The 11,995-nt window shown below is 71.5% G+C and carries 10 protein-coding genes; 4 read left to right on the top strand and 6 right to left on the bottom strand.

What is annotated here, in order from left to right; all coding sequences use genetic code 11:
* Positions 1-19 precede the first annotated feature (19 nt).
* Positions 20-1,159, bottom strand: coding sequence for a hypothetical protein (locus BLU09_RS12095; RefSeq protein WP_244171638.1), 1,140 nt, complete (start codon positions 1,157-1,159; stop codon positions 20-22).
* 51 nt (positions 1,160-1,210) lie between these two features.
* On the opposite strand from BLU09_RS12095, the gene BLU09_RS39350 reads away from it, so the two are divergent.
* Both BLU09_RS39350 and BLU09_RS12090 read left to right on the top strand, forming a co-directional pair.
* Positions 1,211-1,723: a hypothetical protein gene (locus tag BLU09_RS39350; RefSeq protein WP_244171637.1), complete on the top strand. Its 513-nt coding sequence runs from the start codon at positions 1,211-1,213 to the stop codon at positions 1,721-1,723.
* A gap of 77 nt (positions 1,724-1,800) precedes the next feature.
* The gene (locus tag BLU09_RS12090; RefSeq protein ID WP_090489440.1) at positions 1,801-3,342 is read left to right on the top strand and encodes a bifunctional metallophosphatase/5'-nucleotidase; all 1,542 of its coding nucleotides are present in this window, start codon (positions 1,801-1,803) and stop codon (positions 3,340-3,342) included.
* A gap of 93 nt (positions 3,343-3,435) precedes the next feature.
* Here BLU09_RS12090 and BLU09_RS12085 read toward each other — a convergent pair whose 3' ends face one another.
* Positions 3,436-4,959 carry a hypothetical protein gene (locus BLU09_RS12085; RefSeq protein WP_090489439.1) on the bottom strand — a complete coding sequence of 508 codons (1,524 nt, stop codon included), beginning with the start codon at positions 4,957-4,959 and terminating at the stop codon, positions 3,436-3,438.
* Positions 4,960-5,046: 87 nt separating this feature from the next.
* Between BLU09_RS12085 and BLU09_RS12080 the strand changes: the two genes are divergently transcribed.
* Together BLU09_RS12080 and BLU09_RS12075 are read left to right on the top strand one after the other, a co-directional pair.
* The gene (locus BLU09_RS12080) at positions 5,047-6,063 is read left to right on the top strand and encodes a stage II sporulation protein M (protein ID WP_090489437.1); all 1,017 of its coding nucleotides are present in this window, start codon (positions 5,047-5,049) and stop codon (positions 6,061-6,063) included.
* Entirely contained in the window at positions 6,056-6,535 is a 480-nt protein-coding gene (locus BLU09_RS12075) for an inorganic diphosphatase (RefSeq protein WP_186817720.1), read from the top strand. The genes BLU09_RS12080 and BLU09_RS12075 overlap by 8 nt, the downstream gene beginning before the upstream one ends.
* On the opposite strand, the gene BLU09_RS12070 is transcribed toward BLU09_RS12075, so the two are convergent.
* From BLU09_RS12070 to BLU09_RS12055, 4 genes are read right to left on the bottom strand one after another with little or no spacing between them, the layout of a single operon-like run.
* Positions 6,513-7,820, bottom strand: a complete 1,308-nt coding sequence (locus BLU09_RS12070; RefSeq protein WP_020477622.1) for a DUF58 domain-containing protein — start codon at positions 7,818-7,820, stop codon at positions 6,513-6,515. The genes BLU09_RS12075 and BLU09_RS12070 overlap by 23 nt on opposite strands.
* Positions 7,817-8,815 carry an AAA family ATPase gene (locus BLU09_RS12065; RefSeq protein WP_011552547.1) on the bottom strand — a complete coding sequence of 333 codons (999 nt, stop codon included), beginning with the start codon at positions 8,813-8,815 and terminating at the stop codon, positions 7,817-7,819. The genes BLU09_RS12070 and BLU09_RS12065 overlap by 4 nt, the downstream gene beginning before the upstream one ends.
* Positions 8,812-10,092, bottom strand: a complete 1,281-nt coding sequence (locus BLU09_RS12060; protein WP_090489433.1) for a DUF4350 domain-containing protein — start codon at positions 10,090-10,092, stop codon at positions 8,812-8,814. The genes BLU09_RS12065 and BLU09_RS12060 overlap by 4 nt, the downstream gene beginning before the upstream one ends.
* Positions 10,085-11,992, bottom strand: a complete 1,908-nt coding sequence (locus BLU09_RS12055; protein ID WP_090489431.1) for a DUF4129 domain-containing protein — start codon at positions 11,990-11,992, stop codon at positions 10,085-10,087. Before BLU09_RS12055 ends, BLU09_RS12060 begins: the two co-directional genes overlap by 8 nt.
* Between the last annotated feature and the right edge of the window lie 3 nt (positions 11,993-11,995).

Here is an 11,995-nt window from a genome sequence, read left to right as displayed (position 1 = left end):
GGCGGGGACGTCCCTCCCGTCACCACACGTCGGCGGGGCGGGGCACCTCGGCTTCGGGCGGCGAGGCGTTCGCACCGGCGGCGAGCGCCTTCCTGGCCGCGGCCACGTCCTCCTCCAGCAGGTGCGCGGAGGCGACGGGGATGAGCGGCCGGACGAAGAACTTCATCGGAGGAAATGAGCCCAGGAATCGGACCACCGCCAGCCCGGCGAACACCCAGGGGTGGCGCTCCGTGCTGGAGATGGGCGCGAAGACCTCCTCCGTGCGCCGTCCCCAGGACGCGCCGTACCGCTGAAGCGAGCCCCACCGAAAGCCCGGCACGCGCGTGGTGAGCACCGTCCATCCCCGCAGGAACCAGGGCGGCCGCGTGGGCCCCGCGGTTGGCTCCCAGGCCCGCGCGCTCTTGGCGGCGGTGAAGACCACCCACCACCACGCGCCCCAGGCGGTGAACAGGGCGGTGAAGATGAAGCGGGAGGCGCACATGAACGGGAGGGTGATCAGCACCAGCGCCGGCACGCCCACCATGAGCAGCAGGAAGGCCCGCCAGCGTCGCTTCACCTTCTTGCGCAGCCACGCCACGTTGAGGCGCACGCGCGGCGGGAACTCTTCGTCCTCTGGCTCCAGCCCCGTGAGCAGGCTGGCCTTGCGGGAGATGGCGTCGTGGTAGTCCCGCGACAGGGCGATGACCACCCACTGCGCCAACTGCAGCGCGGCGAACAGCGCCGCCCAGAAGGCCAGGCCCCACACGGAGAGGCCCTTCACCATCCAGGCGCTCTTTTCGTGAGCAGGCGCCTGGGTGTCCTCGGCGGTGTGGGGGACATCCTCCGTGGCGTCGGTGCGCTCCTTGGCGGAGGACGCCGGGGCCTCCGACTCCAGGTCCTTCGTGGCCTCCACCACCAACGCGATGATGGCCTCCGCCAGGGACGTGCCCGCATCGGCCCCCTGGGCCGCGGCCTCCACGTCCCGGATGCGCTGCTCCAGCCTCGCATCGGGCGTGTCCGCCGGGATGGGGGAGGGCTTCTGGGCGTCCGGAGTGGCTCTCGCGACGTCCGCTGCCTCTCCGGTGGGGGCGTTCTCGGGGGACTCGTCGTCCGAGAGGGCGGAGGAGGGGCTCGGGGGGGCGCCAGCCGTGTCGCCCGCTCCCGGCGGGGAGGGGACCACGGCCGCGGTCTCAGGCTGCGCTTCGGGACCTGAGGGCGTCCCCTCGCCAGCGTGCTGCGCGGCGGCCTGCTTGCGCCGGGCAACCTGCGCGTCGATTTCTCGGAGCCGTTGGATGGTCTGCGCTTCAACCTCTTTCGCACGCCGGGTGGCAGCAGCCGCCTCCTTCTCGACGTGCTGGTCGACGAGGGCCTCGGCGACTTTTTGAATCCCCGCCGCCTTGGCGCGTGCTTCGGCTCGGGACTCCCGCTTGCTCGCGCTTTCCGCCGCTTCAGTTCCGGAAGTCATGCAACTCAAGGCCAATGCCAGAGCTGCCATGGATTGAAGAAACCCGACACGAATGTACTGTTTGCGTGCGACCGGGTCGCCCAGCAGCGCTCCACCGATGTGGAACGGCAGGCTCATGCCGTAGAAGAACTGGCGCAGGCGCCCTTCGGGCGGTTTCCGGTCTGTCCGGGAGAAGTGACGCGCACCCGCGCTCACCTCTCCCCAGAACTCGCGCGCTCGGGCTTCGCCCTGGCCGGCAAACCCCTGCTCTGTGTGCTTGTGAACCTTGCCTTCGGGTGAGGAACCGCCGTGCCGCGTGTCGCTGTCTGCCACGTGTCTCAGCGTAGCACGAGCCGAGTTGTGCTAAAGGCGCACCTGTGAGCGCGAACCCCCTACGTCCTCGTCCCTTCCGCCAGCCGCTGTCCGGCGTGCTGGTCCTCGCCCTCGGTGCCGTCGCCGGCTGCGAGAAGAGCAATCCCACTCCTCCTCCGGCCGCCGCGCCGGAAGCCAAGGCTCCCGTTGCTCCTTCCGAAGTCACGCTGCTCGTGACGGGGGGCGCGTTCGGTCAGCTCCAGCCCTCCGAGGGCAAGGGCGGCGCGGCGGAGCTGCTCGGCCGCTGGATGGCCGATGAGAAGCACTGTCCCGGCCCCGTGAAGGAGGGCCAGCCTACGTGCGCGGACGCCAGCACGCTGGCGCTCGCCACGGGTGACCACTGGAACGGCCCGGCCATCTCCTCCTTCTTCCTGGGTACGCCCACGGCCGAGGTCATGGGCCGCATGGGCTACGCCGCCTCCGCCCTGGGCAACCATGAGCTGGCCTTCGGCAAGGAGGCCTTCCTCAAGAACCGCGGCGCGGGTGGCTTCCCGTTCCTCGCCGCCAACCTCAAGGTGAAGGACCCGGCGCTGGCGGGCGACCTGTCCATGCCGGCGTTCCAGATTTTCGAGCGCCGCGGCCTCAAGATTGGCGTGGTGGGCCTGGCGTCCGAGAAGACGGTCCGCACCGCCATGCCCGGCCGCGCGGATGGCCTGGAAGTGACGGGCTATGAGGAGGCGCTCACCACCGCCATTCCGGAGGCCCGCAAGGCCGGCGCGGACGTGGTCGTGGTGCTCGCCGACGAGTGCGTCACTGACCTGCAGCCCGCGGTGGCGAAGCACCCGGAGTGGAAGGTGGCGCTGGTGGCCGGTGGCCGCTGCGCGCAGCCCGTCGAGCTGAAGGACGGCGCGACCAGCTTCGTGTCGTTGGACCGTGGCTTCGGCAAGTACCTGCGCGCGCACGTCACCTTCGACCCGGCGAAGCCCGCGGGTGAGAAGCTGACCGGCCTGGAGACCAAGGTCGTCGAGGTGTCGGGCGGCGCGCCGGACGCGGAGACGGCGCAGCTGGTGGGCAAGTGGAAGACGCAGCTGGACGAGGTGCTGGGCCAGCAGATCGGCTTCTCCAAGGCCGGCATCCCCCACGCGTCACCCCAGATGGCGAAGTGGGTGGCGGGCGCGGTGCGCAACGTGCTCGGCACGGACGCGGCCGTCCTCAACAGCGGCGGCATCCGCGGCGACCTGCCCGCCGGTCCGGTGACTCGCGGCAGCATCTACTCGGTGATGCCCTTCGAGAACTCGCTCCTCGTCGTGAAGCTGAAGGGCGAGGACCTGGCCCGGCAGCTGGCCAACCCGAACGCGCTCGTCTCCGGCTTCACGGCCGCGGGCAAGGGCAAGTTCAAGGACGCCAAGGGCAAGGCCCTGGACCCGAACAAGGAGTACACGGTCGCCACGGTGGAGTACCTCTACTTCGGCGGTGACGGCTTCGAGTTCGAGAAGCTGGCCCCCGAGCCCACCGAGACGGGCATGGCGTGGCAGACGCCGGTGGTGGACTGGACCAAGGACCAGGCGAGCAGCGAGAAGAAGCCGCTGGAGAAGCTGCTGAAGTAGTCCTCGCCGTCCTGCTTCTGGCGGACCCCTGAAGCGCCGGAGGAGCCCACCTGGGCCCTTCCGGCGCTTCGTCGTTTCAGCGGGGCCAGGGGCTCACGGCGTTTCCAGGGCAGGCACCGCCGTGGGCGGGGGCGCCGCGGCGGGAGGGGCATCGGGTCCGCACACGGCCTGATAGCGGGCCAGCGTGTCATGCACGGTCCGCCGCAGCCGCTGCGGCGTGCCTTCGTGGAGCATGTCCACCGCGAGCTGCTGGGCGTCCAGCGCCTCCGGGCAGCGACCGAGCTGGAACAGGAGGGTGGACCACGTGTCCAACACCGACGCGTTCCCTGGCGCCAGCGACAGGGCCCGCTGCGCCGCCGTCAAGCCCTTCTCCGGCTGGGCCGTGCGCGCGTAGTAGCCGGCCAGTCCGTTCTGCGCGCTGACGCTGCCGGGCAGCAGCTCCACCGCGCGGAGCCTCGCGGCCTCCTGCTCCTCGGACGTATTGCCCGCGGCGTCCAGCGCCTGTGCCATGGCGTTCCACGCGTGCCCGCTGTCGGGGTGGTGCTCCACCAGCTCCCGCGCCAGGGCGAGCCTGCGGAACGGATCCTCCGTGGAGCGGATGCGCAGCAGCATGGCGTCCACGTTGCCGGGCTCCTCGCGCGTGGCCTCCGCCATCTCCCGTTCGATGTGGGGCAGCCGCTCCTCCATGGGGGACGCGCCCGGTGTCATCAGGAACAGCTGGGCGCGGATGGCGTGGACCTCGGCCGCGCGCATGGGGCGCGTTTGCAGCGGGCTCGTCACGGGCGCCAACGGCGCGGTGATGGTGCGGTAATTCATGTGCCCAGGGCGGCGCACGTAGCCATTCAGCTCGCCAGCCAGGTCCTCCTCGCCGCGGAAGGCGGCCTCGAAGGCTTGGCGGGGGGCCTCGCCCTGCATGAGGCGCTTCTGGAAGTCCTCGAAGCGCGCGCCGTGCCGGCTGATGAAGAAGTGCACCCACAGCCAGGAGGACGCGTAGTACTGCCGCGACTCGGCGGTACCGAGCAGCCCCTTGCTGTCCCACTCCCAGAGCTCGTCGAGCGTGCGCCAGCCGTGCCGCTGCACCTGGTTGTAGAAGGCCCCGTGGATGTGCCCGAGGATGACCTCGCGCCGCTCCGGCCTGAGCGCGATGGTCTCCAGGTAGCTGGCCAGTCCTTCGGAGAGCCAGCGTGGCTGGCGGACGAGCGCGAGCTCGGAGAGGTAGTGCGTCAGCTCGTGGGCCTGGGTGGTGATGTCCGCGGTGGCTTCGCTCAGCGCGTAGGCGTGCCCCGCCAGCACCAGCAGCGGGCCATCCTCGGTGTGGGTGGAGAAGCCTTCGATGCGGATGTTGGTGAACTCCTCCAGCGCGCTGCGGTTGTGGAGGACGATGATGTCCACCGTGCCCTGCGGGTCGAAGCTGCCGCCCCAGGCTTGCAGCAGCCCTTCGCGGAGCAGCTCCAGCTCCTGGGCCGCTTCCTCGGCCGTCTCCGTGTCCAGGTTGGTGCGGACGGTGAAGTGGGGGCTGCGCACCTCCACCCAGGGGCGGCCTCCCTCCAGGGGACACTGGGCGCGCATGCTCGTGCATCCCGACAGCAGGGCGAGCAGCCATCCCAGGAACGCCATCCGACACGTCATGGTCCCGCGTTTTCCCACAAAGCTTCATCGGAGGGCAGGGTGGGCCGCCACGTCACTGGGGTAGAGTGCCGGCCCATGGAGATGGCGGAGTTCATCGAGTCCCGCAAGCCGCGCTGGGAGCAACTGGAGTCGCTGCTGGACCGGTCCGAATCCCACGGCCTGCGCGAGCTGAGCCTGGAGGACGCCAGGACGCTGGGCCGGCTGTATCGCGCCGTCTCCAGTGACTTGCTGTGGGTTCGCGCGCGCAGTGGCTCGGCGGACGTGAACGCCTACCTCAACGATCTGGTGGGGCGGGCGTACGCGCTGACCTACCCGGGCCGGCGTCCGCGCCTGGCGGACGTGTGGGGCTTCGTGGCCCGGGGCTTCCCCGCGCTGATGCGGCGCGAGTGGCGGATGTACGTGGCGTCGTTGCTGCTGCTGCTGGCGGGCGTGGGCTTCGGCTACGTGGGGATGATGGTGGACCCCGACGCGGCGCACTATCTGGTCCCCGCCGAGCACCTGAACCTGGACCCCGTCGAACGCGCGGCCGACGAGGCCGCGGGTGACGGCATGTCGGTGGGAGACCAAGCCCAGTTCACCACCTACCTCTTCACCCACAACATCCAGGTGGCCTTCCTGGCCTTCGCGCTGGGAATCACCGTGGGCCTGGGCACGGCCATCATGCTCTTCGTCAACGGCCTGTTCCTGGGCGCGCTCGCGCAAGTCTATGCGGCCAAGGGAATGGCGGGCTGGTTCTGGGCGTGGATTCTTCCGCACGGCATTCCGGAAATCACCGCCATCTGCATCGCGGGCGCGGCGGGATTGGTGATTGCGCGAGGCATGGTGGCCCCACGAGGACTGCCCCGTGGACAGGCGGTGCGACAGGAGGCGGTGACGGCGGTGCGGCTGCTGTTCGGCACGCTCGTCCTGTTCGTGCTCGCGGGCTTCATCGAGGGCACGGTGTCCCAGATTCATCCGCCCAAGCTGTCGGTGGCGTTCAAGGTGTCCTTCGCGTTGACGGTGGGCGCGGGCGTGTACGCGTACCTGCTGTCGGACTGGCTGCGTGGGGGCCGCGCGGCGCCAGACGGCGGCGCTGAGTCCGCCCATGGATGAGCGCTTGTGGCTGCCTCCGCTTCCGAGTGAGCCGGAGGTCCTCATCGAGTGCCCGCGCTTCTCCTTCGTGAAGCGCCGCGCGGACGGGGCCGTGGACTTCGTGTCGCCGCTGCCGTGCCCGTACAACTACGGGAGCATCCCGGGCCTTGCGTCGGATGAAGGCGACCCGCTGGACGCCGTCGTGATGGGGCCCCGGCTGGCGCTGGGCCAGCGGCTGCGCGTGCCGGTGGTGGGCGTCATCGGCTTCGTCGACGCGGGGCGGGGGGACCCGAAGGTGGTGTGCGCCGCCGCGCCCCTGACGGACGCCGAGCGCGCGGGCCTGGAGCGCTTCTTCCGCGTCTACGCCCTCTTCAAGCAGGTGCTGCACCGCGTGCGGGGCAACGTCCCGGACACCCGCTTCATGGGGTGGTTGCCGCTGCCCGCCCCGGCGCCGGACGTGGCCCCGGAGGCTACAGCACGCCGCGCGCCTTGATGTCCAGGTAGCGGTTGACGGCGGCCAGACTCAGCTCGTCCGGCTGCACGTCGAGCATCTGCACGCCGCCCTGGCTCACCCGCGCCTTGAGCACTTCGCGGTCGGTGAGCAGCTCGGAGGCCACCGCGTGCTGGAAGGCCTCTTCCGGGCTGGGAGGCGGCGTGCGCAGCAGCTTCTGGAGCGCGGTGTCCTTCACCGACAAGCACAGGGGGACATGGCGTCGCGCCAGGCGGTGCAGCGGGGCCACCATGGTGGAGGCCTGCTCCTCGTCCAGGAAGTCGGTGAAGACACACAGCAGGCTGCGGCGCGTGAGGCGGAGGTTCAGCTCCTTGAAGAGGGCCAGGTAGTCCACGTACGTGAGGCTGGGCGTGGTGCCGTAGAGCGTGTCGACAATCTTCCGGTACTGCGTGCGTCCGGCCGCGGGCGGCAGGTAGGCCTTCACGCCATCCGCGAAGACGGCCAGCCCCACGCGGTCGCCGTTGCGCACGGCCACGAAGGCCAGGAAGAGGGCCGCGTTCACCGCGTGGTCCAGCTTGGTGAGGCCGTCCACCTGCGCGGCCATGGAGCGGCCCGCGTCCACGCAGATGAGGATGGACTGCGAGCGCTCCGACTCCAGCACGCGCGTCACCGGCCGCCCACGTCGCGCGGTGGCCTTCCAGTCCACGTCCCGCACGCTGTCGCCCTGGGCGTAGTCGCGCAGGCGGGCGAACTCGCTGCCACGCCCGTCGCGCCGCAGCTGCCTCAGGCCCAGGTTGACCAGGTCCAGCGCCGCGCCCGAAAGCAGCAGCCGGTTGGCGCCGCGCAGGTCCGGGTACACGGCGATGTCCTGCGCCGCGGGAAACACGCGCTCGTGGGACACCAGCCCCAGCGGCCCGCGCACGCGGACGTGCACGTCTCCAAACTGGAAGCGGCCGCGCTTCACGGGCGTCACCCGGTACACCCAGCGCGACTCGCTCCGCGCGGGCAGGTGCAGCGGGGCCTCGTCGGGCGTGGCGGCGAAGCCGTCCGGCACGTCGTCCCGGACGCGCACCTGGACGGCGCCGCCGCTCCGGTGAATCAGCCGCACCACCACCTTGTTGGCCACACCCACGTTGAGCCGCGCCGGCAGCACCCGGTGGACCTCCAGCCGGGCCCTCCGCGCGGTGAGCACGTCGAACACCGCCAGCGCCAGCACCAGCGCGTCCAGCGCGAGCACGGCGCCGCCAATGCCGGGGCTGAAGCCCGCCAGCATCATCGGCAGCGCGAGCAGCGCCAGCAGCACCCAGAGGCGCGGGGTGGGAATCACCGGGGGACCTCGACGCCGCGCACCACCTCGCGCAGCACGTCCGTTGGCGTGGCCCCATCCAGCTCCGCGTCCGGCGACAGCAGCAGGCGGTGCTTCAGCACGGGCGCCGCCAGGAAGCGCACGTCGTCCGGGGTGACGAAGCCGCGCCCGCGCAGCGCCGCCAGGGCCTTGGCCGCCAGCAGCAGGTGCACGCCCGCGCGAGGCCCGGCTCCCAAACGAATGCGGCTGGAGGCGCGCGTGGCCGCCACCAGCTTGCGGACGTAGGCCAGCACCGGCGGCTCCACCGTCACTTCATTCAGCGCGCCGCGCGCGGCCAGCAGCCCGTCCTTCGTCACCGCGGCATTGACGCCCGCGCGTTGCAGGTCCCCCGAATCGAAGCCCCGGTGCACGGAGGCCAGAATCGCGTCCTCCTCCTCCGGCGCGGGGTAGCCCACCTCGATTTTCAGCAGGAAGCGGTCGAGCTGCGCCTCGGGCAGCGGATAGGTGCCCTCGGACTCCACGGGGTTCTGCGTGGCGAACACGGTGAAGAGCGGGGACAGCGGCAGCACGCGGCCCTCCATGGACACCGAGCGCTCCTGCATGGCCTCCAGCAGCGCGGACTGCGTCTTCGCCGGGGCGCGGTTGATTTCGTCCGCCAGCAGCAGGTCCGTGAAGATGGGGCCGCGCACCAGCGTGAAGCCCTGCGTCTTCAGGTCGAACACGCTGGTGCCCAGGATGTCCGCGGGCATCAGGTCCGGGGTGAACTGGATGCGCTTGAACTCCGCGCCGATGCTGCGCGACAGGGCCTTGGCCATCAACGTCTTGGCCACGCCGGGCACGCCTTCCAGCAGGATGTGGCCGCCGGCGATGAGGCCACAGAGCATCAGCTCCAGGGCCTCGTCCTGGCCGACCACGGCCTTGCGCACCTCGGACAGCACGGCCTCGCGGATGGCGTGGGCGGCCTGCACGGCGTTACCAGCCGGGGCGGGGGAGGGGGCGGACAGGGTGTCGTTCATGTCGTTTCGGGAGGGCTGGGCCGGGCGGCGCCGGCGGAATGAAGGCGTTGTCGCAGCCGCGCCGCGCGCTCTGCGAGCTGCTGGAGGTCCGTGTCGCGCGTCACCGCGCGGCTGTCCGTGGTGAGCGCCTCGAGCCCCTGGGCCAGGTCCGCGCGGCCACGCTCGCGCAGGCCGTGGGTCACCGCGTCCGCGGACGCATGCGCGGGCAGGCCCGCGTGCAGGGCCAGGTCCTGGGTGAGGCCCCGGAGGATGAGCTGGGCGGAGAAGCCGTGGTGCCGGCCCTCGCGATAGAGCCGGCCCATGGCGAAGAGCGCGTCGGTGGCGCCCACGCGCGAGGACTCGGGCGGAGGCCGCGGCCGGCCGAAGCGCTTGAGCGACACCGACCACAGCGCCACGCCGAGCAGCAGCTGCAACACGGCGAAGTGCAGGCCGTAGCGGCGCGCGAAGTCCACCACCGAGCGCTCGTTGGTGAAGCCGTGGTGGAACTCATCGAATTCGATGGGGCCGGGGCCGATTGACGCCAGGGCGCTGAGCCAGAACTGCGCGTTGTCCGCGCGCGCCAGGGCCTGGTTCATCGCCAGCTCCGGGGCGCCCACCACCAGTACGCGGCCCTGCCCGTACGGCACCACCGCCGCCACGAACATGCCCAGCCGTTCATCCTCCAGGACGGGAACGGCCGTCTGCGGCAGCTCCAGGTAGGCCTGGACCTTCGCCTCCACGCGCTCCACGCCCAGCGTGTACGGCGTGGGCTGGGGCGGCACCAGCGTGCGCATGGGGAGGGTGGTGTCGGCCTTGAAGAGCTTCACGTCCAAGGCTTGCAGCACCGGGTTCTCCCGCGAGCCCCACGGCACGTAGATGGCGCTGCCGCCCTCGCGCACGTGCTTCAGCAGTTGCTCGGTTTCATCATCGTCCAGTTCGGCCGCGCGGAAGGCGTTGAAGCCGGTGCGGGGGACGTGTTCGTCGGCCAGGCCCGCGTCGGGCTCGGCGGCCAGCGCCGTCTGGTCCGGGTCGTGCTCGTAGGCGCCGGACACCTCCACCGCCAGCAGCACCGGCGTGCCCAGTCCGGACACGATGCGCAGGTCCGCCATGCGGCGCGTCACCGGCAAGCCGCTCTCCTGGGCCAGCAGGAACAGGGCCCGCGCGCCGTCCTCCTGCGCGCGGTACGTGGACAGCGTGTCCGCGAACGTGTTGCGCCGGGCGCCTCGGACCAGGAAGGTGGTCAGCACCGCGGTGAGCAGCAGGCCCCCCACCACCAGCAGCGGGAAACGGTCACGCACCGGCCACCTCCGGGCGCGCCGGCGCGGCCAGCAGGGGCTCGGTGAGCGCGCGGAACTCGCGGTAGCCATCCACGCCCACCGGCAGGTTGCCGTACCAGGCGAAGTCGAAGCGCCGCGTCAGCTCTCGGAAGGGGGCCTTCCATTCCGCGCGGCCCCGGAACTGAGACAGGTAGTCCCAGTTGCTCAGCGTCTCGTCATAGAGGATGGCGCCGTCGCGGTGGAGCCGGGACAGCAGCGCCAGGTAGAGGCTGCGCACCGCTTCGCGGTAGGCCCCCCGCGCCGCCAGTTCGTCCGCCAGGTGGGCCCAGCCCTCGGGAGGGCGTGACAGCGCGTGGTGGGCGTCCCCCGCCAGCGTGGACGCGTCCACCGTGGACACCTGCACACCTTCGGCGCCCGCGCGGCGCTTGTCGCGGTTCAGCGCCCGCAGCAGCACCACGCCCAGCACCGCGAGGGTGAGCGTCACCAGCACCACCACCAGCACGTTGGCCAGGCTGGCGCCAGTGAGGAATGGCTGTCCCGTCTCCTGCCGCGGTTCCGCCGGCTCCCGCTCGAACAGCTTCTTCAACTGCGCCCCCAGCCAGTCGATGAAGCGCTGCCACCAGCCCGGCGTCTCGGGTGGGACCGCGGGCTCGGGGGCGTCCTTCTCCGCCTTGGGCGCGGCCTCCGCGAACTCGGGCCGGGCCAGGATGTCCTTCGCCCGCGCGGCGGCGGCGCGTGCATCCGCCCGGGCCTGGGCGTCCACGGTGGCGCCCATCGTGGTGAGCCCCTGCGTCAGCGTGGCGCGGGCCTTGTCGCAGTCCTCCTCGTCGAAGGCCTGCCGCTCCACGCGGCGGACGAAGCGGTCCAGCTTCACGGCTTCGGCGGGCCCCAGGGACTCCAGGGGCGCGTACAGGCCCGCGGTGTCCTCATCCGTCGAGGCCTCACACGCCTCCGTAACCTCGCCCAGCCGCCGCAGCGCCTCGGCGGGGGCCAGGGGCTTCGCGTCCTCGGTGTCCTGGGCATGGGCCGGCGCCGCCGTCAGCAGGCCCAGGCCCAGCACCACCGCCAGCATCGCCGCGCCACGTGTCGCGCCCGGCGGAGGCAGCGGACGCCCCAAATCCCGGGACGGAAGCTGCTGGACGCTGGCCAGCAGGTCGAGCCCTTCCTGACGCACGCGCCCGTCCACCAGCAGCAGCGTGGCCGTCGCGGCGCGCACCGGCTCGAAGAGGGCGAACGTCGTCACCGCGAGGAAGATCAGCCACTGGCCGTTGTCCAGCGAGGCGAAGCGCTCCGCGAACGTCAGGTCCACGCCCACCAGCTTGCGCCCCAGGAACAGCAGGAAGTTGAAGGCGATGTGCAGGTTGAAGAAGGCCAGCACCTGCACGGACATCAGGACGCGAACCCACAGCGCGGTGCCGCGCGCCGGTCCCAGCAGCCGTGAGCACGTGCCGTAGAGCTTCAGCGGGCTGCCTCGCCCCTGCATCACCGCCGCGTAGCCCACCCCATGGGACTGCAGCAGGAGGTAGCCGAGGCCTCCCGTCACCATCACCACCAGGGTGTTGAGGCCCAGCAGGTACGCCACGGCGATGAAGAGCGCGGGCATCCGGCCCAGCGCGGCCTTGAGCGAGGCCCACGCGGAAGGCTCGCCCTGGGTGCCCAGCAGCAGCTCCTGCACGTAATGGCACGTCGCGCCCTGGCCCAGGCCCCGGAGGAACCACGCCAGCGTCAGCAGCAGCGAAGGCACCACGAGCGGCCAGCCCATGCGCACCGACTCCGCCAGGTACAACATGGCGGCCACCACGGCCGCGCCGCCGGGCAGGGTGAGGGCCCAGACGCCCGCGTTGCGGGTACACAGGCGCAGCGCGGCGTCCATCAAGGCCACCGCGTTGCGCGGGCGGAGTTCGAGCGCGGAGACGGCCATGGG

The sequence above is a fragment of the Myxococcus virescens genome, from assembly GCF_900101905.1.
Lineage (GTDB): Bacteria > Myxococcota > Myxococcia > Myxococcales > Myxococcaceae > Myxococcus > Myxococcus virescens.
The sequence above is the reverse complement of the archived record's forward strand: the minus strand, read 5'-3'. Positions and strand labels throughout refer to the sequence as shown.